Source organism: Aeromonas sp. ASNIH1, assembly GCF_002934285.1.
GTDB lineage: Bacteria > Pseudomonadota > Gammaproteobacteria > Enterobacterales > Aeromonadaceae > Aeromonas > Aeromonas caviae.
This window is the reverse complement of record NZ_CP026228.1, coordinates 3,595,461-3,617,728: the sequence shown is the minus strand read 5'-3', so window position 1 is coordinate 3,617,728 and position 22,268 is coordinate 3,595,461. Positions and strand designations below refer to the sequence as shown.

Here is a 22,268-nt window from a genome sequence, read left to right as displayed (position 1 = left end):
CGGGCTTCTTTTTATCCATGGCTCGGCAAGGCCGTCTACTCCGGCAATGGCAGCGCCTTTCTGTCGAGCTTGCCACTGCTGGTCTTGGGCAGGGCATCCAGCAGGATGAGCCGCGCCGGTACCATGTAGTGCGGCAGCGTCGCCTGCAACCCCTTGCGCAGGGCGAGGCGATTGAGGGTCACCCCGCTTTTCGCCTCCACGTAGCCCACCAGCATGGCCTCGTCCCCCTCTCCCACCAGACGCACCGCTGCCTCCTGCACCCCGGCCTGGCGGCGCAGTCCCGCCTCCACCTCGCCGAGCTCGATGCGAAAACCGCGCAGCTTGATCTGATCGTCGCGCCGCCCCAGATAGAGGAAGCGGTCCGCCCCAAGGAGGCGCACCCGATCACCGGTGCGATAGAGGCGATGGGTGGCAAGGCGCAGGAAGGCGGCACTGGTCAAGGCCGGCTTGCGCCAGTACCCCTCGCACAGGGCCGGGCTCTCGATGCAGAGCTCGCCGCACTCTCCCTCTGCTACCGGCTGCCCCGCCTCGTCCAGCACCCAGTGCCGATAGCCGGGCAGGCTGTGGCTGATGGTAATCTGGCCATCAGTCGGTGGCCAGCGCACCTCGCTCACCAGGGACCAGACGGTGGCCTCGGTCGGCCCGTAGCAGTTCCACAGTCGCCGGGTGCGGGCACAGAGCTGCTCGGCCAATCCCAAATCCAGCGCCTCGCCGCCGCACAGGGCGGTGAGGGTATTGCGCCCCTGCCAGCCGGCCTTGAGCAGCATGCGCCAGCAGGCCGGGGTGGCCTGCAGCCAGTTGATGGAGGGATCGGCCTCGAGCAAGGCCTGCATCCCCAGCGGATCCTTGTTGTGCTCGCCCCCGGCCACCGTCAGCCGACCACCGCCCCAGAGCGGCCCCAGCATCTCCAGCAGGGAGATGTCGAAGGCCGGGGTAGTGATGAAGAGCCAGTGGCAACTCGGTGAGAGCCCGAGCCGCTCGCGGATCCCGTCGAGGAAGCAGAGCAGGGCCCGCCGGCTGATGACCACCCCCTTGGGCTCGCCGGTGGAGCCCGAGGTGAACATCATGTAGGCGGCCAGGGCATCATCCACCTGGGGCCAGGAGACGAGCCCTGCCGCTGCCGGCCCGTCGAGGGTGCGCAGCGGACAGCCGAAGGCGGGAGCCGGTCTGTCACCGTCGCAGATCACCGCCGACAGGCGCGCCTGGCGGGCGATCCCCTGCAGCCGCTCCACCGGAAAGTCCGGCTCAAGGGGCACGAAGGTGAGGCCGAGCCGCAGGCAGGCCAGCAGGCAGGCCACCAGGTCGGGGCTACGGGAGAGATGGAGGCCGACCCGCTCCCCCACCGCCAGCCCCTGCAATCGCGCGGCAATCTCGCCGACCCTGACATTGAGCGCGCCGTAGCTAAGCCACTGCTCACCTGATCCGTCCTCGCTGATGCCAGCCACGCCCATGCGGATGGCGGGGGCCAGCGGGGTGGCGGCCAGACAGGCCGCCAGCCGCGCCCCCAGGTTGGCCGCCCCCTCACGGGGGGCAGGCCGGGTTTGCACGAGCGGAGCCTTATGCTTGATGGTCACCGTCATAGCGCTGCCTCCGTTTGGCGTACCAGCCAGTGCCCATAGAGTCGGCTGGGGGATGGATGGGCCTTGAGCGTCTGCAGGGTAAGCGGCGCTCGCTCCTGTGCAAACGCCTCGTTGAGGGCCGCCAGCAGGGCGAGTTGCTGCACCGAATCCACCCCGAGTTCACACAGGGTCTGCTGCCAGATCCCGGGCACGCCGCACTGGCGCTCCCACAGGGCCAACAGCGCGCGGGCCTCGGCCGGTGGCGGAGCCAGGCTGGGCTCCGCCCTGGTGGTGGCCACTTGCGCCCTCCCCGGGGACGGCGCGGCCGCCGCCACTCTGGCCGGCTGGCTCAGGTCCGCCTGCGCCAGCCAGTCGAGCTCGGCCAGCCAGTCAGCCAGCACCGCCTCTGCCCGAGCCTCGGGGATCTGCTCGCCATCGAACTCGAGGCGCAGCTGGAGCGTCTCGCCCCGGCTGCTGACCACGAGCGACAGAGGAAGCTCCACCTTCTCCACCACGGTGCCAAAGCGCGGCACCAGCTGGTGAGGTTCGGGGGCGACAGGGGCCGCCGGCATGGGGTAGTTCTCGAACACGAACAGACTCTGGAACAGACGCGCCCGGCCTTTGGTCAGTGCCGCCAGCGACTGGGTGCCGTGCTCATTGAGTGCCATCAGGTCGGTCTGCAACCGGGCGATATGCTCGGCCAGGGTCAACTCGGTGCACCACTCCAGGGCCAGTGGCAGGCTGTTGATGTAGAGCCCGACGCTCGCGGTGATCCCCTCGATGGGGTAATCCCGGCCCGGGGTCACGTTGCCCACCAGGGTGACGGCATCGCCAGAGCGGCGTGCCAGCAGACGGTGCCAGGCATATTGGGCCAAGAGGCCCGCAGTCACGCCAAGGTCGCGGGCACGACTCGCGAGCAGGGTCGCCACCTCGGCCGGCAGCGCCGTGGCGCGCACCGCCGGTCGCTGCTGGGTATGGCGCCCGCTTGAGCCTGCGTCCAGCGTCACCCCGAACAGGCAGGCGAGATCGTTAGGCGTTGCCAAGAGCTCGCCCTGCCCCTGCCAATAGGCGTCGGCGCTGCGGGTTTGGCTGGCAATATGGCGGCCAAATTCGAGCCAGGCGGTATCCGGCTCGCCCTGCGGCAACAGGCCGTTCATCAGCGCCTGATAGGCGCGATGCAAGGAACCCAGCAACACGGGACCGCTCCAGCCATCCAGCACGCCGTGATGGGCGCTGAAGATCACCTTGTGGTGATCGGGGGCCAATTTGAAACAGGCAAGGCGCAGCAGGGGGGCCTGTTCCAGCGGGATCGGGCTGGCCAGATCCTGCTCGCGATAGGCCTGGACCCGTGTATCTGCATATTCCACTTCAGACAAATCCTCATAGTGGAATGGCAACTCGGCGTGCTTGAGGATGCGCTGGAGCGCCACCCCATCCGCCAGCACCAGCTCGCTGCGAAGGGCCGGCCAGCGGGCGATCTGCCCCTGCCAGGCCTGACGGTAGACCGCCACGTCCAACGGCTGGTGATAGTCCATCTCGGTCTGCAGGTGATAGGCGTGATCCCGGGGCGCCAGCGCCCTGTGATGGAACATGCTCTGCTGAAGCGAGGTCATGGGCAGCAGGGTCTCCACTTCGCGCCCACTCAGCACCCGATCGAGCGCGGCTTGCGAGAGGCCAAGCCCCGGGAAGTCGCTCGGGGTATGGCGCGGAGCCTTCAAGTTGCAGCAGTGCTCCACCAGCGCCGTCAGGTTGTCCGCCAGCCGCGCCATCAGGGCGTCGCTCGCCTGCTGGTTGAGGGCGCCCACCTGACGCAGGGTGAGGCGGCCATCAAACACGCCACCGTGCAGACTGACCAGCTCGCGCGGCAGGTTGTCAGGGGAGCTGGGTGCCCCCGGCGCCATCGGCAGGGGCTGCCAGGCTTGAGCGGCCTCACCCTGATGGCTGACCCCCAGGTAGTTGAAGACCACCAGGGCCTGGGGCAGCTCAGACCCACGAGGGTGGTGCAGTCGCAGGGCGTTGAAGCCCACCCCCTTGTCCGGTACGGCGCGCAGCTGCTCCTTGGTGGCGCAGACCAGCGCATCCCACGCCCCGGCATCCGCCAGCGCCAGCGGATAGGTGCTGGTGAACCAGCCGAGGGTACGGCTCACGTCCAGTTCAGCATCGATGGCCTCACGACCGTGTCCTTCCAGCATCACGCAGTGACGGCTGCCGTAACCCTGCTCGTTCAGGGTACGGGTCAGTGCCGCCAGCAGCAGGTCGGGCACCCGGGTGAAGTAGGCCTGGTTGGCGGTGTCGATGAGCCGGGCCGTGGTCTCCTGACTCAGTTGCAGCAGGCTGGCGGCGGCGCGGCCATCGGCGGCGCGTCGCTCCTCCAGCAAGCCTGGCTTGCTGGCCTCCCCCTGAGCCAGCCAGAAGCCAAGCTGATCCTCTTCTCGTTTGGCGTAGGCCGCGAGCCCCTCGCCCCACTGGCGATAGCTGCTGCCCTTGGCGGGCAGTGGCTCGCCCTTGCTCACCCGTGCCAGATCCTCGGCCAGAATGCGCCAGGAGACCGCATCGATCACCAGGTGATGGAAGGCGAGGAAGAGCCCCTCCACTGTCTCGCGCTCGCCCTCCCGCTCACCTTCCAGAGAGAGATTGCGCAGGCGGGCCCAGGCCAGGGTGTGGCCGCTGGCAGGGTCGAGCTCTCCCTGCAGCTCGGTCAGGCGGGCTTGCAGCTCGGCCTCGTCAAGATTGGCGGCATCCAGGGTCGGCAGCAGCGGCAATGGCAGTTCGGCCAGGTAGCGCTGGCCAGTCGGGGTCACCGCCAGGCGCAGGGCATCGTGGTGCTGGCGCAGGGCATTCAGCCAGCCGCGCAGGGCCTCATCGTCCACCCCGGCCGGCAGGCGCAGGATCACCCCCTGATTCCAGTGACCGGGCCTGGCAAAGCCCTGCTCGAAGAACCAGTGCTGAATGGGGTGGAGCGGGAACTCGCCGGTCAGGCTGCCCTGCTCGCTCCTGTGGCTGACCGCCTGCTGCTGGCCGAGCTGGCGGCAGAGGCGGCGCACCGTCTTGGCTTCGAACACGTCCTTCACGCTGCAGTGCAGTCCCGCATCCCGCAACCGGGTGGTGAGCTGGATGCTGAGGATGGAGTCACCGCCTAAGCGGAAGAAGTCATCCTCCACCCCGAGCGGTTGCTTGAGCACCCCTTGCCAGATGGCGAGCACGGTCTGCTCCAGTTCGTTTTGCGGCTCGCCCTTGCTCTGCTGCCAGACGATGGCGGGCAGGCGGCGCAAGTCCAGCTTGCCGTTGGGGGTGAGCGGCATCTCGGGCAGCCAGCAGAGGCGCACCGGCACCATGTATTCGGGCAGGCACTCGCCGGCCCGCTGCAGCAGGGCATCGCCGTCGGGCTCCCTTGCTCCGGCCTGCAAACAGGCGTAAGCCAGCAGGCGCCCCTCCTGCACCACCACCTTGACCTGGCGCATCGCCGGGCACAATTCGGCAAGCCGGGTCTCTATCTCACCCGGCTCGATGCGATAGCCGCGCAGCTTGATCTGCTCGTCCATCCGGCCCAGATACTGGATGTTGCCGTCGCGGCGCAGCAAGGCCCGATCGCCGGTGCGATAGAGGCGATGGGGTCGATCAGCCAGCGCCAGCTCGATAAAGGCCTCCTGAGTGCGCGCCGGCAAATTGAGGTAGCCGCGGGCCAGCCCCAGCCCTGCCAGGCAGAGCTCGCCGGGCACTCCCACCGGGCAGAGGTTGCCCGCCTCGTCCAGGATCAGCGCCTTCAGGTGGTTGACGGGTCGACCGATTGTGATGGGCGCCCCCGGGGTGAGCTGCGCGCAGAGCGCGGTGACGGTACACTCGGTCGGGCCGTACATGTTGAACAGCGCCACCCGCTCCCCCCAGCGCTCCACCAGGCTGCTCGGGCACGCCTCGCCGCCAAAGCCGATGGCCTTGAGGGAACCGAGTTCCGCCGGTGGCAATAGATTCGCGAGCAGGGCGGTCGGCAAAATCATATGGCTGGCACCCCGAGCGATCGCGGCACTGATCACCCCCTCGCCCGGCTCGCCAAAGTGCAGGGCCGCGCCGCAGTACAGGGGCAGCAAGCTGGTCATGTTGCCGGCATCGAACGAGAGGGACATGCAGTTGAACATGGCGCCATCCTTCCCAAGGGCGATGCGCTCACCGTGATCCGCCATCAGGTTGACCAGGCTGCCCTGCTCCACCATCACCCCCTTGGGCAAGCCGGTGCTGCCGGAGGTGTAGATGATCTGGGCCAGCATGGCAGCGTCCCGAGACAGTGCGGGCGTGCTGGTTGGCATCTTGTCCAGCGCAAGCTGGTGCAGATCGTGATATTCGGCAGTCGTGCCCGCCAGCGCCTCGCCAAGCCGCGGATCCGGCACGCCGCCCAACACCAGGCTGATGGATGCATCGCCTAAGATATGGGCCAGCCGCTCGGCAGGATAGGCAGGGTCGAGGGGTACATAGGCCGCCCCCGCCTTCCAGCAGGCGAGCAGGGCGATGACGAAGGCAACATCGCGTCTGGCCTGGATGCCGATGGCGGCGCCCGGGGTGACGCCCTGAGCCTGCAGCCAGTGGGCCAACCGGTTGGCACGCGTTTCCAGCTCGCCATAGGTCAACGATTGCACGCCGTCGCTGACCGCCAGCGCGTCCGCCAACTGAATAGCGCGCCGCTCGATATGACAGAGCAGGGTGTCGCGGCTCGGGTAGTCCGGCGGCAGATCGGCAAGCTCGGCGGCCAGCGCTGCCTGGTCGGTGCCCGCCTCCAGCGGCAGTTGCCAGATGTCGGTCTCGGGGGCCGCCACCACGGCGCGCATCAGGTGCAGCAGGCGATCGGCGTAGGCCTGGATGGTCTCTCGCTCGAACAAGGCGGTGGCGAACAGCCAGTCCACCCGGACGGAGTCCATCAGCTCGGTCACCTTGACCGAGATGTCGGTCTTGGCCGGCAACACAGGCGAGGTCTCCTCCACCAGCTGGCAACCGGGGATGAGATCGTTGAAGTCCACCTTGGCCTGATAGACCAGCATGATCTGGAAGATGGGGTTGATGGCGGTGGTGCGATCGGCGCCGATGGCCTCGGCCAGCGCCTCGAAACGGTAGAGCTGGTGATCGAAGGCCGCCAGATCCTCCTCCCGGCACTGCTGCAGATAGTCGACAAAGCTGGGCTTGCCGCTGAGTTGAGTGCGCAGCACCAGGGTGTTGACAAAAAAGCCCACCAGCGACTCGATCTCGTGGCGCTCGCGATAGGCGAGCGGGGTACCGATCACCACCTCCTTCTCGCCGCTCTGGCGCACCATCAGCAGGGCAAACAGGGCGTGCAGACCGATGAAGTTGGAGGTGCTGTGGCGCTGACAGAGGCGCTTGAAGCTCTCCCACAGATCGTTATCGATGGTGGAGAAGACCAGCTCGCCGCCGCTGTCCTGATGGGCCGGGCGCGGCTTGTCGAGCGGCAGGCCGTGCACCTCGGGGCTGCCACCGAGCCGATCGACCCAGAACGGTTTGAACTCGGCATGATAATCGAGAAAACGGTCTGAATTGAACCAGCGGGCATAGTCGATGTAGGTGAGGGGCAGCTCGCTCACCTGCAGGGGCTCGCGGTTCTGATGGGCAAGAAAGGCGCGCTTGAGATCCGCGAACATGTTCTTGACCGACCAGCCGTCGGAGATGATGTGGTGCTGGGTGATCAGCAGCACGTGCTCGCGGCTGCCGAGCCGAATAAGGTGCACCCGGCTGAGATCCCCCAGGGTCAGGGAGAAGGGACGCCCTATCTCCTCGCGCACCCGGCGGGCCACATAGGCCTCCCGCTCGGCTGCGGGCTCTGCGCTCACGTTCTCAATGTGCAACTTGAAGGGCACGTGGGGCAGGATCTCCTGGGCCCCCCTGCCCGCCTCGTCCTTGATGAAGCGGGTGCGCATGCTGGGGTGGCGGGCAAACAGGTGGTCGAAGGCAAATTCCAGCGCCGCCGTGTCCAGCTCTCCCTTGACGCGAAAATAGACCGGCATGTTGTAGAGGTGGGAGGCCTCCTCGTACTGCTCGATAAACCAGAGCCCGCTCTGGGACGACGAGAGCGGCCCCTGCCGGGCGCCCTCGGCATCACGTTGCGCAAGAATGGGCGCCTCGAAGGCGGCGCGGGCCGCCAGGCAGCGCACCAGTTCATCCTTGTGGGCCTTGATGGTGGCGCCGATGGCCGGCGTCACCGCCTCCTTGCTCGACTGGGAGATAAGCTGGCCCTTGTCGTTCAGCGCCAGCTTGACCCCCTGCCGCTCCAGCTGTTTCAACAGCAAAATCATATTGTTCATCTATTTCTCAAGCCTCAGGCACTCAGGGTGGCGCCGCCGTCGACGACCAGATCCTGCAGCGTGATGTGGCTGGCCAGATCCGAGGCCAGGAAGAGGACGGTATGGGCGATCTCCGCCGGGGTGGCGACCTTGCGCAGGGGGATGCCGAGCTTGAACTGCTCCGGCAACCCGGCGATGGTGCGGGCCATGGCCTCCTCGCTTGGCAGCATGCCGCGCAGCATGGGGGTATCCGTCGAGCCCGGCGACACCAGGTTGGCGCGCACGCCGAAGGGGGCCAGCTCCAGCCCCACCGTCTGGGTCAGGCTGGTGACCGCCGCCTTGGAGGCGCAATAGGCCGCCATCTGCATGCGCGGCACATGGGCGGCGTTGGAGCCGATGGTGACGATGGCACCGCGCCGCTGCCCCTTGAAGTGGGGCACCAGGGCCCGTAGCAGATAGAAGACGCCGCTGGTGTTGACCGTCATGCAGTCGTGCCAGTCGTCATCGCTTAAGGTTTCTGTGGAGCCGAGGCGCAAGACCCCGGCCCCGTTGACCAGCACATCGAGCCCGCCGTCCGCCAGCAGCGCTGCGCAGCAGGCGTTGACCGCCTGCGAGTCGCCGATATCGAGCAGCCGGGTGGCATAGGGGTAGTCGGCTTCGGGAAACGCCAGATCCAGCCCCACCACGGATGCGCCGGCCGCCACGAACTGCGTTGCCACCTCGCGGCCGATACCACGCCCGGCCCCGGTCACCCAGACCCGCTTGCCAGTGAAATCAAAGGCCATTGCTTGTTGCTCCTTATCCATCACCACACCATCTCCACGCTCTCTTCATCCTCGGCAAGCAGGCCGTCGAGGAAACGGCAGAAGTCATCGAGGCGCGGGTGATCGAACACGTCGGAGACCTTGACCTGCACCCCGAACTCGGCGCCGAGCCGATTGACTATCTGGATGGTCTGCAGGGACTGGCCCCCCAGTTCGAAGAAGTTGTCCGTGGGCGCCATGGTGGCCAGCCCCAGGATCTGCTGCCAGATGGTGCCGACCCGGTTCTCAGTTTCGCTGCCAAGGGTCAACGCCTCACCACCCGCCTGGTAGGCGGCCAGCAGGGCCTTGCGATCCAGCTTGTTGGAGCCGGTGCGGGGCAGCTGGTCATAGTGGCGATAATCAGTGGGGATCATGGCGGCAGGCAGCACCCTGGCCAGCTGCGCCTTGATGACCCGGCTGTCGCGCTCCGGCCCCGCCACGAAGGCCACCAGCCGGCGCACGCTGCCGATGCTCACCCCCTGCACGCAGGCCTCGTCCACCCCCGGCAGGGCCAACAGCTGGGCCTCCACCTCGCCGGGCTGGATGCGATAGCCGCTTATCTTGAATTCGTTGTCGCGCCGACCGAGGTAGACCAGCCGGCCGGCCACCAGGCGCACTCGATCGCCGGTGCGGTAGACGGGCAGCTCCTCCTCACCGATCCGCAGGGAGCCAAAGCTCCCTTGCACGCCCCCCACATAGCCATTGGCCAGCTGCGGGCCGAGCAGCACCAGCTCCCCCTCGCTGGCGGGTTGATCCCCCGCTCCCAGAATGAGCGCCTGCATGCCGGGCAGCGGCAGGCCGATGGGTAGCTGGGCCTGGCTCGGGTCTTCCTGTTGCAGCTCCTGGGTGGTCACCACCACTGTGGTCTCGGTGGGGCCGTAGGTGTTGAACAGGCGCACATCGGAGCGGCCCTGACGCTGCCACTGGGCCAGCTGCTCGGGGTAGACCGCCTCGCCACCGATGATGACGGCGGTAAGCCCGGCAGGGATGTGGGCCTGACCCGCCGTCAGCGCCACCACCCACTCGTTCCAGAACGCGGTGGGCAGGTCGAGGTGGGTGATCCCCATCTGCTCCACCCCGGTCGCAAAGGCGGGCATGGATTCGAGCAGGGCGTCGGTGCGCAGCACCAGGGTGGCGCCGGCGCTCAGGGTGGCGAACACCTCCTCGATGCTGGCGTCGAAGTTGAAGGGGGCGAATTGCAGCATTCGCGCCTCTTCATCCAGGTGATAACGGCAGCGGGCGGCGGCGGCGAAGTGATCCAGCGCGCCGTGGCTCACTGCCACTCCCTTGGGCAGGCCGGTCGAGCCCGAGGTGAACATCAGGTAGGCGACGGCGCGGCCGGCGGCCGGCTGGTTGAGCCGATCACCGCTCACCAGATCCCCCGCCAGCAGGGTGCGCCCCTCAAACAGGCTGGCCAGCTTGTGACGATACTCGGCCTGGGTGATCAGGGTCTTGACCTCCCCCAGCCGCAGAATATGGCCCTGGCGCTCCAGCGGCTGCTCGGGATCGAGCGGCACGTAGACGGCGCCCGCCAGCAGCACCGCCAACTGGGCGAAGATGGCCTGGGGGGTGCGGGCCAGCATGACCCCCACCTTGTCGCCGGGGGCGACGCCTTCGGCCTGCAGAGCGGCCGCCATCTGTTCGGCTCTGGCCAGCAGCGCCTCGTAGCTGAAGCGGGCCTCTCCCTGCTCCAGCGCGATCTTGTCCGGGGTCTGGGCGGCGAAGTGGCAGAGCGCCTCCAGCACCGACCGTGTCTTGATCACTTCATGGGCGGGGCCGGCGATCAGGGCGCTGGCTCGCTGCTCGGCCAGCCAGTCGGCCTTGAGCGCACCCAGGGTCTGGGCGGGCTCGGCCAGCCAACGTCCCAGCAGGGCAAACAGGGTATCGGCGATGACCGCCAGATCGGCCTGCTGGTAGCAGCCGGGGTTGGCGTCCAGATCCAGTCTGGGCAGGCCATCGACGCCGACCTGCACTTCGATGGTGAGATCCTCCACCGGGCCGGCGCTGATGTTGAGAATATGGGCAGATAACGGCCCGAAGCGGCGAGCGTGATCGAACGGCATGATGTTGACCAGCGGGCCGAACAGGCGCTTGTCGCCCCCCACCAGGCCAAGGTCGCGGCGCAGCAGCTCGTAGCGGTAGTGCTGGTGCTTGCGCACCCCGCGCTTGGCCTTGGCCACGGCGCCAGCAGCCCCCGCCAGATCCAGTTCTTCACCCAGAGTCAGCGCCAGCGGGGTAATGTTCATCTGCATGCAGGGCACGGTCAGCGACGCCGAGCCGATGCGGTTCATCATCATCAGGCCGAGCAGGGTCTTATTCTGGCCGCTCGACAGCGACAACTGAGCCGAGAGACCGGCCAGCAGCAGATCGGGCCAGCCCAGCTTGTGCTCGTCGGCAAAGCCGGTCAGGGATTGCCACAGCGCCGCCGGCAGCGGACGGCTCTCGCGGATAAAGTCGGCGGCAATCGGTGCGCGGGTCTCGCCAAAGGACTTCACCTCGGGCCAGCCTTGCAGCTGCTCCTGCCAGAAGGCACGGGCGGCGTCGTTCTTGCCGCTCTGCTCGCGGCTCGCCTCTTCTGCCAGCACCTCAGCCAACGAGCCGAAGGGAGATGGGGAGTTCATCTCACCGGCCAGCCCCTCTGCATACAGTTCGGCGATGCGCTGGAACAGCAAGGTGGTGCCAAAGCCGTCGAGGGCGATGTGGTGCACGCAGCTGTAGAGATAATCGCGGCCGGGGCCGCGCAGCAGGGCGAAACGGCAGGGCGCTTCTTGGGTCAGCTCGAACGGGCGGCGCAGATCGGCCCAAGCCCAGGCGCGGGCCAGCGTCTCGTCATCGTGCTCGAGGGAGACCTCTTCATAGGCCAGGGGCAGCTCATGCGAGACGAAGCAGACCGCCTCCTTATCGTCTTCGAAGTGGCCCTTGAGCGCCTCGCACTCCCCCACCGCCTTGGCAAGGGCCGCGACCAGCACGGCCGCCTCGACCTTGCCGTCGAAGGCGATGCACTCGGCGGTGTTGAACATCGCCTTGTCGTCATTGAGCAGATGTCCGGACCAGAGCCCCTGCTGGGGGATGGTCAAGGGGAAGCGGTTCATGGGGTCACCTCCAGGGCCTGGGCTGCCAGCTTGGCCTCGATGAGGCGCCACCAGCCGTTGAGGGTCGGCAGCTTGGCGAGATCCACGAAGCCGAGCTCCACCCCGGCGGCGCGCCACTCGGTGAGCAGGGCCATGATCCGAACCGAATCCAGACCGTAGTCGATGAGGTTCTCGTCGGGGTCAAACTCATCTTCGTCCTCGTCGATATGACTCAGCAGCCGCGCCTTGAGCCCCTCATACGTCAGCAAGGGATTGGTGGGCTGGGCGGCAGAAGCGGAAGCCGGGGCAAGGGCCAGCACCTCCTCGCAGGGGATCACCTTGCCGCAGCGGGTTGCCACGTAGTCGAGCGCCATCTGATGGTCGGCCAGGGAGAAGTCCGCCACCCCGTCCGCCAGGAAGAAGGGCTGGATGTCGCGCATGAAGGCGTCGCAGGCGGTCATCATGCAGCCAATATGGCCGTAGATGCCGCCGATGAGCAGCTGATCCCGTCCCAGCGCTTTGAGCATCTGCTCCAGCTCGGAGCGCTGGAAGGCACTGTAGCGCCACTTGACCAGCACGGTGTCGTCACGCTCCGGGCAGAGTGCTGCCACCACTTGCTGCTGCTCGGGCCGCTTGTTGAGCCCCGGGCCCCACATGTCGTTGAGCAGGGCGCGATCTTCAGGGGATTGATCCTTGGGCTGGGCGGTGTAGAAGACCGGAATGCCGAGGGCCTTGCACTGCTTGCGCACGGCGGCCAGGCGCTCGGTGAGCGCCGCAATCAGCGGGCTGTTTTCGCCATAGAAGGCGGTGAAGTACTCCTGCATGTCATGGATCAGCAGGGCGGCGCGTTTGGGATCCAGAGACCAGTCGACCTTGTTGGCCTTCCACTGGCTGGGCATGGCGTAATTGTTCAGGGTTGGGATAGCCATAACGTCATGATTCCTTTTTAGTTTTATGCTGTTGTCAGGGGCTGGTTGGCGGCGATGGCGTGCGCAATGCGCGCCCGCAGCCCCTGCTTGTCAATCTTGCCCACCGCCGTCATGGGCAGGGCGTCCAGGGTTTCGAAACGGTCGGGCAGCTTGAAGTCCGCCACCCCGCGCTCGCGCAGAAACTTGCGCAAGGCCAGCGGCTTCAAGGCGGGATCCGTGCTGACGATAAAGGCGCAGCTCTTCTCCCCCATGGCGCTGTCGGGCATGGAGACCAGGGCCGCATGGGTGATGGCAGGGTGGTGCAGCAGCTGGTTTTCCACCTCTTCCGCCGCGATCTTCTCGCCGCCCCGGTTGATCTGATCCTTCTGCCGCCCCACCACGGTGAGGTAACCATCGGCATCCTGTACCACCAGATCGCCGGAGCAGTAGAAACCCTCGGCATCGAACACCCGGGCGTTGTGGGCCGGGCTCTGGTAGTAGCCGCGGAAGGTATAGGGGCCGCGGGTGTGCAGGGCGCCAGGCTCGCCGGGGGCAACCGGATTGCCCGCCTCATCGAGGATGCGCACCTCGTCGTCCGGGCTCATGGGGCGGCCCTGGGTATGGATCACCTTCTCGTCGGGGTCGTCCAGCCGGGTGTAGTTGACCAGCCCCTCCGCCATGCCGAACACCTGCTGCAGCCGGCAACCGAGCAGCGGCCCAATCTTGCTGGCCACCGCCTCCCCCAGCTTGGCGCCGCCCACTTGCAGCAAGTCGAGGCTCGCCAGTTGGGTGCGCGCGGTGGGATCCGCTTCCGCGGCCTGCAGCCAGAGCGAGACCGCCGGCGGCACCAGCGAGGTGAGATTGACCCGGTGGCGGGCAATCAGCGGGAAACAGCTGATGGGGCTGGGATCGGGGGCGAGCACCACAGTGCCGCCCGCCTCGAATACCCCCAGAGCGCCCGGGGAGCTCAGGGGGAAGTTGTGGGGCGCCGGCAGGGCGCACAGATAGCGGGTATGGGGGCCGAGGCCGCAAATTTCGTTGCTGCGGCGCACGCTGTACAGGTAATCGTCGTGGGTGCGGGGGATGAGCTTGGGGGTGCCGGTGCTGCCGCCGGAGAGCTGGAAGAAGGCCACCTCGTCCGCCGGGGTCGGGCCACATTTCACCGGCTCACTCTCATCCCCCTTCGTCAACCAGTGGGTCAGCCCCAGCTCCCCCCCATCGCCCTCCAGCAGCACCAGCTCGGTGCCGATGGTTGTCAGCAGATCGCTCTCGCGACCCTTGCTCGCAAACAGCGGATGAGCCAGCGAGCCGATAAAGAGGCGCGGTGTGATCTGCTCGGCATAAGAGAGAAGCTCCAGCCGGTTGTGGCTAAAGAGCGCGTTGACCGGCGCGATGCCGGCCTTGAGCAGGGCGAAGAACACCAGATAGAACTCGGCCACGTTGGGGAGTTGCACCAGCGCGGTGTCCCCCACCCCCAGGCCGTGGCAGGCCAGATTCGCGGCCAGCCGGCTCGAGGCGGCGTCCAGCTCGCCATAGCTCAAGCGGCGCTCGCCGCAGAGAATGGCCTCGGCGTCGGGGGCCAGTTCGCACTGACGCGCCAGCATGGCGGTCAGCGGCTCGCCACGCCAATAGCCCTTGGCGCGGTACTGCCGGGCCAATTCGTCGGGCCAGCGGGTATAGGGCAGGAAGCGGTTGAATTGGCTCATTGCGCTACCTCCAAATCCAGGCCCAGTGCTTTCAAATTCGGCTGCACACTCTGCCAACCCAGATATTGAAGCTGCGTCATTGCGCCACCTCCAAATCCAGGCCCAGGGCCTTGAGCATGGTCCCCAGCTTGGTGCCGGTCTCGGCCCACTCCATGGCGGGATCCGAGCCCGCGACGATGCCGGCGCCGGCAAACAGCTCGACCTGATGGCCATCGAGCACGCCACAGCGGATCACCACGGCCCACTCGCCGTTGCCCTGGCTGTCGCACCAGCCGACGATGCCGCTGAACAGGGCGCGCCGGAAGGGCTCCTGCTCGCGAATAAACTGGCGGGCGAGCTCGGTGGGATAGCCGCACAGGGCCGGGGTGGGATGAAGCTGGCAGGCCAAGGAGAGCACCGAGGCCTCGCCACCGTGCAGTCGGCCGGCGATGGGAGTGCCCAGATGCCAGAGGGTATCCGTGCTCATCAGCGAGGGGCTGGACGGGATCGCCAGCTCGCGGCAGTGGGGCGTCAACACCCGGCGGATCTCGTCGATCACCAGGCGGTGCTCATGCTGATCCTTGCGAGAGGCCAGCAGCTCCCGGGCCACCATCTCGTCTTGCGCCGGCTCGCTCACCCGTCTGGCGGAGCCCGCCAGCGGGTGGGTGAACACCTCTCCCCCGCTGACCCGCAGCAGCAGCTCGGGGCTGGCGCCCAGCAGGCGGCGACCCTGGCCGAGCGGCAGGGAGAAGTGGAAGGCGTGGGGATTCTGGGCCATCAAACGGGCCATCACCTGCTTAGGGTCGGCAGGCTGGTGCAGGGTAAGGGTGAGTTTGCGCGACAACACCACCTTGGACAGCCGGCCTTGTGCAAACGCATCCAGCGCCGCACTGACCGAGGCCTGGAATTCGCTGGCCGGCGGGGTGCTCTGCACCGAGATGACCCGGTTGGCCTCGACGGTCTGCTCCACTTCTGTCGCCGGTGTCGGCTCTGTCGGGGCCAGTTTCTCGCCCCGCTCATAGCGGCCGGGCACATAGAGGCAGGAAGCCTCCGCCGGATCAAACGCAAAAGCACCGATGAGCAGGGGGTTGGTCTGGCCGGCAGCCCTAGCGGCATCGAGGGCCAGGGTTATCTGCTGTGCCAGCAGGGGCCACTCGCAGGCGGGGGTGGTGATGGGTTGCCCCAGGTCAGTGGCACTGATCGTGCCCTGACACGAGGTAAACAAGAAATCAGGCGACATCTTCGCCTCGGCAGGTGTGCCATTTTCCATTACTCGAGTCTTCACGTCATACCCTCAAAGAAGATTCAAAATGATAATGATTATCAATTTGACTTTGTGCGGCGGTAAAATACTCGCTTTGAAATCGCGGGGTCAATGGGATTTTGCATCGTTAAAACAGGAGCTTGTCTGTGGGTATGTCGGGGATGACGCCAGGGCGGGCCTGCTGGCGGTGAAGGGAAATAGCTACTCGAATGAAAACGGATTGCCATCCCCATATGGGGGATGCGACAGAAACCGGTCAGGGCGGCCCCACTGGCGGCCAACCCGCTTTGCCTCTAAGATGGCGCCACCTCTTGTGACAGCCCCGAAAATGGAACCCTCCCATGTTGAAACACCTGCTTCTGCTTCCCTTCGCCCTGCTGCTGGCGGCCTGCTCGCTGACCCAGTACAGCGTCAGCGAAGGGGAGATCAACCAGTACCTCAAGGAGCGAGTCGCCTTCGAGAAACAGCTGGGGATCCCCGGCATCATGTCGAGCAAGATCCGACTCGATGACATGCAAAGCCGCATCGGCCGCAGCCAGGCCGACAAGGTCGAGCTGGATGCCGCCGGCGAGCTGCAGGTGGCGAGCCCCCTTGGCAGCCAGCAGATGAAGATCCGCCTCTCCCTGCGGGCACGCCCGGACTATGTGGCCGAGCAGGGCGCCATCTATCTGCGCGATCTCGAATTGCTCTCCGTCAAGACCGAGCCGGCGGACGTGGGCACCGCCCTCTCCCCGCTCTTGCCCACCTTCAACCAGTCCCTCTCCCTGTTCCTCTCCCAGACCCCCGTCTACCGGCTCGATGGCAGCCGCCAGAACGAGGCGCGGATCAAGGAGAAGGTCGAAGCCCTCAAGGTGGAGCCGGGCCGACTGGTCATCCCCTTCAAACTGATGTGACACCTGCCGCCGCGCCTCTCCTCTTCACCCCACCGGGGCGCGGTTTTTTTCTTCTCAAGCCCCGCCCTTTGCCCCATAATGCACACCATTCTCATTTAGATTCATGAGAAGCGTCATAATAAAATCAACAATATGGTGAGAAGGACATGAGAAAAACCGTACTGGTGCAGGCGATCGCCTGCGCACTCCTCAGCAGCGCCGCACAGGCTGCCGTCAAGGTGGAGGACAAGACGTTCAACACCGCCGCCAACATGCTGGCCTACACCGAATTCGAGCTCTCCGGCGAGCCGCTGGCCGAGGCCCTGGGGCTGGATCTGGATGTGCTGGACGCCAACCGCGCCGACGAGCCGACCCCGTTCGACTTCGCCGCCGGGATCGAATCCTATGAATACTCCGAAGAGGCAATGTACGCCCTCAACTACCAGTCCGGCATGGGCCCCCATCTGGTAAACGGGCCGCAAAACCAGGCGCGTGGCGGCACCCTGGCCGACCTGGGCAAACGGGTACTGGCCATGGCCGAGGCCGTCGGCTTCCCCGCCGATGAAATTCCTCAGGGCATGTATCCCCTCTCCCTGCCCTACGCCTCCGCCAACCCGGAGTTCGCGCAAGCCGTCAACGCCACCCCAGTCAACGGTGACCAGATCACCATCAAGACCGCCAAGGGCAACGAGAAGAGCGTCAAGACCCAGGTCCCCGCCTACTTCCGCGACTACGCCACCCTGCGCTGGAGCGGCAGTGACAACCTGCTGGTCCCGGCCGCCGTGGGCGGCATCCTGCTCAAGGAGGTGATGTGGTCCCAGGACTTCCTGGGGGGCATGCACGTAGCCGAGACCGATGAAGAGGTGGAAGCCGCGTCCGTCACCATGGATCAGGACGGCAAGCACAAGCTGGGGGTTTCTGCCGCCGACGGCTTCAACGGCATGATGCTGACCGAGCAGTCCATCGACAAGCTCGCCATCCTGCAAGATCAGCTCGGCTTTGACGGCAAGACCCTGGGCGCCAAAATCACCCCGCAGTACGATCCGGCCAAGGGGGTTGTCTACTTCCCTCATCAGGTGAAAGTGACCGAGACCAGCAAGAACGACGCCGGTGCCATCGGCAAGCTGGAGGTCGTGGACGGCTCCGCCCAGTTGCGCGACGCCTGGATGCTGCTGTGGCCCCTCTCCGAGTTCTACGCCTTCAGCGATCAGCGCACGGCCAACACCAATCAGAACCCGGCCTTCCACGCCGTGTTTGACGGTGCCCCGTTCGCCGCCGCTCCGGCTGCCAACCAGACCAACGATCTGGGCAAGGCGGTGGCGGGCAGCGATGCCTTCTCCCTGGCCCTGAACCTCTCCAACCTCACCTTCAAGAACCTGCTGGCCCTGCACTTCGAGCCCAAGGCTGGCACCCTGGTCGACAGCTGGCAGGCTGGCAAACAGGCCGGGCACGTCACCACCTTCGACGCCGCCTACGCCCTAGTCGCCCTACAGATCTTCCAGCGCGCCCAGGATGCGCTGCCGGTGGGTTACGCCGCCGGTGACAATGGCGAGCTGAACCTCAAGACCCCACAGGGTGAGCAGGCGATCGCACTGGTCCGCAAGCAGGCCGATTTCATCCTCGCCAACCTAAAGGGCAAGAACGGCCTGGTCCATGACGGTCTGACCCTGGGCGGCAAGCTTGACGCCGGTCAGTCCATCGACGCGCAGTTCGCCGCCATCCGCGGCCTGACCGCCGCCTTCCTGGCCACCTCGGATGCCAAGTACCGCACCGCGGCACGCGAGCTGTTCATCGCCACCGACAAGGCCTACTTCAACCAGAAGGCCGGTACCTGGCTGGCGGGCAAGCAGGGTGAATACACCCCCTGGACCCAGGCCGCCATCTCCGGCGCCCTGCGCTCTGCCATGCTGAACCTGCGCAACGAAGGGGCTGAGAAGGCGCCCGAACTGGAACTCGCCACTCTGACCAAGCAGTACGTGAGCTGGTTCCGCGGCACCGTGAACGGCGGCATGCAGATGGCCGAATGGGTTGGCGACTCCGGCGAGAATCTGGTGGAAGGCGCGGGCCATGACACCGACGAAGACGGCGTGCCCCAGGTGACCGCCGCCGGTGGCAAGCACGGCACCGCCATGGTGATGGCTGGCAAGGCCGTGATCGGCGAGTGAACCCTGTAATACCCCATGAAAAAGGGAGCCTTTGGCTCCCTTTTTTTATCCTGCCGTCAAGCTCACACCAGCTTGGCCAGCATCGGCTTGGTCACCAGCACTATGCCCTGCTCGGAGCGGTAGAAGCGGCGTGCATCTTCGTCCGCATTCTCCCCCACCACCAGGCCATCTGGCAGCTTGCAGCCCTTGTCCACCACCACCCTGCGCAAGCGGCAACCGGCCCCAATCTCGACCCCGGGGAAGATCACCGCCTGATCCAGGGTGCAGAAAGAGTGCACCCGCACATTGGTGAACAACACCGAGTTCAACACGAAGGAGCCGCTGACGATGGAGCCCCCCGCGAACATGGAGTTGATGGTCATGCCGTGCTGACCGTTTCTGTCCTGCACGAACTTGGCGGGCGGCGACATGTTCTGGCTGGTCCAGATGGGCCAGCTCTCATCGTAGATGTCGAGCTCGGGCACCACGGACGCGAGATCCATGTTCGCCTCCCAGAACGAGTCCAGGGTCCCCACGTCGCGCCAGTAGGGTTTTTGCCCCTCCTTGGCCCCGACACAGGACATGTTGAACGGGTGGGCAAAGGCCTTGCCCTCGCCCACGATGCGCGGGATCACGTCCATGCCGAAGTCATGCTTGGACTCCTGGTTGTGGATGTCCTCCTCCAGCAGCTGGTAGAGGTAATCCGCCTCGAAGATATAGATACCCATGGAGGCCAGGGAAACGTTCTCGTTACCCGGCATGGCGGGCGGATTGGCCGGTTTCTCCACGAAGGCGCGGATCTTGCGTTGCTCGTCGATGTCCATCACGCCGAAGGCCGATGCCTCGCAGCGCGGTACCTCGATACAGGCCACCGTCACCTTGGCGCCGAGGCGCACGTGATCGAGCAGCATGGCGGCGTAGTCCATCTTGTAGATGTGGTCACCCGCCAGCACCACTATGTATTTGGGGCCGTAGTCGCGAATGATGTCCACGTTCTGGTAGATGGCGTCTGCTGTCCCGCGATACCAGTGCACTTCGTCCACCCGCTGCTGGGCGGGCAGCAAGTCGATGAACTCGTTCATCTGGTAGCGCAGGAAGGACCACCCGGACTGCAGGTGGCGCAACAGACTGTGAGACTTGTACTGGGTCATCACACCCACCCGGCGGATGCCGGAGTTGATGCAGTTGGAGAGCACGAAGTCGATGATGCGGAATTTACCGCCAAAATGGACGGCGGGTTTGGCACGGTTGTCGGTCAGTTGCTTCAGGCGACTGCCTCGTCCCCCTGCGAGCACCAAGGCCATACTCTGATTCAATAGCTGCCGCGCTTTGGCTGTGTTTACGGGTTCTAGCGACATATCTACCTCTTCTCTGTTGGGGCTGTTTTCAACCCATCTTCGCTTTTTTTACAGACCATGAAAGTGTTTTCACTCACATTTAGTTGCATTCCGCCGGCGCTTTATCGTGGAGTTGCGTGAGTACTCATGTTTTGCGCCAGCGACTTGGTTAGAATTTCTACATCATGAACATCATCAAGGATGAAACGATGTTGAATAAACATGAGGGAAACCTGCTGCTGGTCAGCGCACTGGTCTGCATTCCCATGCTGCTGTTGCAGGGAGTGCTGCTCGCCCCCCCCGCCTCACCGCTCACCCTGCTGCTGGTCCTGATGACCACCCTGACGGGATTCGCCCTGCTGCTCTTTCTCACCCACAGCGTGCGCCGTGGGGAAAAGGCGAGGCAGGAGCAACGCTGGCTGCTGGCGCTGCAGCAGCGGGATCCCGCCATGCTCGACAGCCTACAGGCACAAACGACTCTGCGCCAGCTGCTCGCCTCCTTCAATGAGGCCGAGCTCGATGCCCACCGCCAGATCACCGAGCTGCACAACCAGGCGACCCGTGACGAGATGACGGGGCTGTGCAATCGCCACGCCTTCCGGCGCGATCTGACCGAGCTGCTGCAGCAGGAGAACACCCAGACCGCCATCCTGGTGCTGATCCGCGCCACCGAGCTCGGCAAGCTCAATGCCCAGCGCGGCTTCCAGTCCGGAGATGCCTACATCCGGGACATCGCCGCCCTCATCAGCCACACCGTCAGCCGCTTCCCGGGCCACCGGGTCTATCGCATCTCGGGGGCCGATTTTGCCGTCCTGCTGCCCCCCCTGGCCCAGATCCCGCCCCATCTGCTGGGACGGGATCTGAAGCTCGCCTTCGATCGCTATCAGCACGATCACGAGCTCGAGAGCGCCGCCTACTCGGGCATGACCCGCTTGAGCAGCGAGCAGAAGATAGAGGCCATTCTGGCCCGGGCGGATCTCGCGCTGGCCCGCGCCCAGACAGAGGTAGTCAATGGCTGGGCCATCCAGCAGAACGACGAGGTGGTCGAAGTGCAGGGTCAGCGTCACTGGACCCAGGTGCTGACCGATCTGCTGGAACAGGAGAGCATCAGCTTCACCTGCCAGCCCATCCAGCCCCTGCATCGCGGCATGCTCGCCTATCACGAGATCTATCCCCGCTTTTGCAGCAGCGACGGCACCGTGCTGCCAAGCGATACCCTGCTCGCCATGGCGCAGCGGCTGGACATGGTACTGCGCCTGACCCAGATGGTGATCCGCCACGTCATCCGCCAATACCGCGCCTTCGGAGGCCACAACAGCCGATGGGGTCTCAATCTACCGGGCTCCCTGCTGCAAAACAGCGCCTTTCTCATCTGGCTGGATCACCAGTTGCAAAAAGACCCCGACATCGGGGCCAACCTGGTGTTCGAGCTCGACGAGGAGCACCTGGAGCGCAACCTGACCGGGTCCAGGCGGCTGTTCGAGCTGCTCAGGCGCCACGGCAGCCGCTCGGCCATCTGCAACTTCGGCAAGGGGATCGGCTCCTTCAGCCTGTTTCGCGAGCTCAAACCCGACTACATCAAGCTGGACCCCGGTCTCATCACCGAGCTGGAGCAGGATCTCACCAACCAGCAGTTCGTGCGGATGATCGTCGACGTCTCCCATCGCATGGGCTGCCTGGTGATCGCGGAAGGGGTGGAACAGATAGGCCAGAAGCAGATGCTGCAGAGCATGTATGTGGACGGCTTGCAGGGCTACCTCATCGCCCGGCCCCAGGAGCTGGGACCGGAGATCGGTCAGATGGGGATCTTCACGGAGACGGTTTCAGCTTCAACAGGGTCAGAATGATGTCGTTGAGCTGGCGATAGCGCTCCAGCTCCTTCTGATCGTAACGGGTCGCCAGCATGGTCGGGTTGTGGCGATGCTTGAGGTAGCGGTTGATCTGCAGGCGGTTGAACCCGGCCACCTTGTAGATCTGGCCGAGCAGGGCATTGAGCTCGTCGTCCGCCAGCCCGGCCCGGGTCAGGTAATCGGGTTGGGACGGGCTCTCCTGGCGGGCCGTGACCTTCTCCAGCTGGCCACGCTCCTGCAAATAGGTGAGCCACTGCTCCACGTAGAGCGGCTTGCAGCCCCCCAGTAGATTGAAGTACCCCACGGCATCACAGCGACACCCGCTCAGCAGCACCAGGGCCAGCTCGTCGCTGTCACACTGAAAGCTCACCGGGCCGCTCTGGCTCCAGTCCAGCGCCTGCACCTGGATCCGCCCCTGCGCCCCCGCCTTCGTGGTCACGTCAAAGACAAACATGGCACCTCCCGATCGGCAAAGGGTTGATGATGACCCATCCCCG

The 22,268-nt window shown here is 65.6% G+C and carries 12 protein-coding genes; 3 read left to right on the top strand and 9 right to left on the bottom strand.

Annotated features, from left to right (window positions below; all coding sequences use genetic code 11):
• Positions 1–35: 35 nt before the first annotated feature.
• The 7 genes from amoH to C2U37_RS17635 all read right to left on the bottom strand — a co-directional run bounded on the left by amoH (position 36) and on the right by C2U37_RS17635 (position 15,574).
• Complete coding sequence (gene amoH / locus C2U37_RS17665) at positions 36–1,580, bottom strand: amonabactin biosynthesis glycine adenylation protein AmoH (RefSeq protein WP_104452793.1); 1,545 nt, start codon at positions 1,578–1,580, stop codon at positions 36–38.
• A complete protein-coding gene (amoG, locus tag C2U37_RS17660) occupies positions 1,577–7,858 on the bottom strand; it encodes an amonabactin biosynthesis non-ribosomal peptide synthetase AmoG (RefSeq protein ID WP_104452792.1) in 6,282 nt (2,093 codons plus the stop codon). The genes amoH and amoG overlap by 4 nt, the downstream gene beginning before the upstream one ends.
• 14 nt (positions 7,859–7,872) lie before the next feature.
• Positions 7,873–8,622, bottom strand: coding sequence for an amonabactin biosynthesis protein AmoA (gene amoA / locus C2U37_RS17655; protein WP_104452791.1), 750 nt, complete (start codon positions 8,620–8,622; stop codon positions 7,873–7,875).
• 20 nt (positions 8,623–8,642) lie between these two features.
• Positions 8,643–11,732 carry an amonabactin biosynthesis non-ribosomal peptide synthetase AmoF gene (gene amoF, locus C2U37_RS17650; protein WP_104452790.1) on the bottom strand — a complete coding sequence of 1,030 codons (3,090 nt, stop codon included), beginning with the start codon at positions 11,730–11,732 and terminating at the stop codon, positions 8,643–8,645.
• On the bottom strand, positions 11,729–12,640 hold the full coding sequence (amoB, locus tag C2U37_RS17645; RefSeq protein WP_104452789.1) for an amonabactin biosynthesis bifunctional protein AmoB: 912 nt from the start codon (positions 12,638–12,640) through the stop codon (positions 11,729–11,731). Before amoB ends, amoF begins: the two co-directional genes overlap by 4 nt.
• 23 nt (positions 12,641–12,663) lie before the next feature.
• Positions 12,664–14,325, bottom strand: a complete 1,662-nt coding sequence (gene amoE, locus C2U37_RS17640) for an amonabactin biosynthesis (2,3-dihydroxybenzoyl)adenylate synthase AmoE (RefSeq protein ID WP_104452788.1) — start codon at positions 14,323–14,325, stop codon at positions 12,664–12,666.
• A 76-nt stretch (positions 14,326–14,401) separates the two neighbouring features.
• Positions 14,402–15,574, bottom strand: coding sequence for an isochorismate synthase (locus C2U37_RS17635; protein ID WP_174722090.1), 1,173 nt, complete (start codon positions 15,572–15,574; stop codon positions 14,402–14,404).
• Between the two features lie 335 nt (positions 15,575–15,909).
• Between C2U37_RS17635 and C2U37_RS17630 the strand changes: the two genes are divergently transcribed.
• On the top strand, positions 15,910–16,461 hold the full coding sequence (locus tag C2U37_RS17630; protein WP_039038906.1) for a lipoprotein: 552 nt from the start codon (positions 15,910–15,912) through the stop codon (positions 16,459–16,461).
• A 146-nt stretch (positions 16,462–16,607) separates the two neighbouring features.
• Entirely contained in the window at positions 16,608–18,605 is a 1,998-nt protein-coding gene (locus tag C2U37_RS17625; RefSeq protein WP_104452786.1) for a hypothetical protein, read from the top strand.
• A 62-nt stretch (positions 18,606–18,667) separates the two neighbouring features.
• On the opposite strand, the gene glgC is transcribed toward C2U37_RS17625, so the two are convergent.
• Entirely contained in the window at positions 18,668–19,942 is a 1,275-nt protein-coding gene (gene glgC / locus C2U37_RS17620) for a glucose-1-phosphate adenylyltransferase (protein ID WP_104452785.1), read from the bottom strand.
• Positions 19,943–20,130: 188 nt separating this feature from the next.
• Here glgC and C2U37_RS17615 point away from each other — a divergent pair, with 188 nt between their 5' ends.
• The gene (locus C2U37_RS17615; protein ID WP_104452784.1) at positions 20,131–21,768 is read left to right on the top strand and encodes an EAL domain-containing protein; all 1,638 of its coding nucleotides are present in this window, start codon (positions 20,131–20,133) and stop codon (positions 21,766–21,768) included.
• On the opposite strand, the gene C2U37_RS17610 is transcribed toward C2U37_RS17615, so the two are convergent.
• A complete protein-coding gene (locus C2U37_RS17610) occupies positions 21,731–22,225 on the bottom strand; it encodes a hypothetical protein (protein ID WP_010674428.1) in 495 nt (164 codons plus the stop codon). The two genes, C2U37_RS17615 and C2U37_RS17610, sit on opposite strands and share 38 nt — an antisense overlap.
• Positions 22,226–22,268: the final 43 nt, after the last annotated feature.

What these genes read in the sequence shown, in the direction of transcription:
- amoH (WP_104452793.1), bottom strand. Translation starts at nt 1,580, where the DNA reads ATGACGGTGACCATCAAGCATAAGGCTCCGCTCGTGCAAACCCGGCCT.
- amoG (WP_104452792.1), bottom strand. Translation starts at nt 7,858, where the DNA reads ATGAACAATATGATTTTGCTGTTGAAACAGCTGGAGCGGCAGGGGGTC.
- amoA (WP_104452791.1), bottom strand. Translation starts at nt 8,622, where the DNA reads ATGGCCTTTGATTTCACTGGCAAGCGGGTCTGGGTGACCGGGGCCGGG.
- amoF (WP_104452790.1), bottom strand. Translation starts at nt 11,732, where the DNA reads ATGAACCGCTTCCCCTTGACCATCCCCCAGCAGGGGCTCTGGTCCGGA.
- amoB (WP_104452789.1), bottom strand. Translation starts at nt 12,640, where the DNA reads ATGGCTATCCCAACCCTGAACAATTACGCCATGCCCAGCCAGTGGAAG.
- amoE (WP_104452788.1), bottom strand. Translation starts at nt 14,325, where the DNA reads ATGAGCCAATTCAACCGCTTCCTGCCCTATACCCGCTGGCCCGACGAA.
- C2U37_RS17635 (WP_174722090.1), bottom strand. Translation starts at nt 15,574, where the DNA reads ATGGAAAATGGCACACCTGCCGAGGCGAAGATGTCGCCTGATTTCTTG.
- C2U37_RS17630 (WP_039038906.1), top strand. Translation starts at nt 15,910, where the DNA reads ATGTTGAAACACCTGCTTCTGCTTCCCTTCGCCCTGCTGCTGGCGGCC.
- C2U37_RS17625 (WP_104452786.1), top strand. Translation starts at nt 16,608, where the DNA reads ATGAGAAAAACCGTACTGGTGCAGGCGATCGCCTGCGCACTCCTCAGC.
- glgC (WP_104452785.1), bottom strand. Translation starts at nt 19,942, where the DNA reads ATGTCGCTAGAACCCGTAAACACAGCCAAAGCGCGGCAGCTATTGAAT.
- C2U37_RS17615 (WP_104452784.1), top strand. Translation starts at nt 20,131, where the DNA reads ATGTTGAATAAACATGAGGGAAACCTGCTGCTGGTCAGCGCACTGGTC.
- C2U37_RS17610 (WP_010674428.1), bottom strand. Translation starts at nt 22,225, where the DNA reads ATGTTTGTCTTTGACGTGACCACGAAGGCGGGGGCGCAGGGGCGGATC.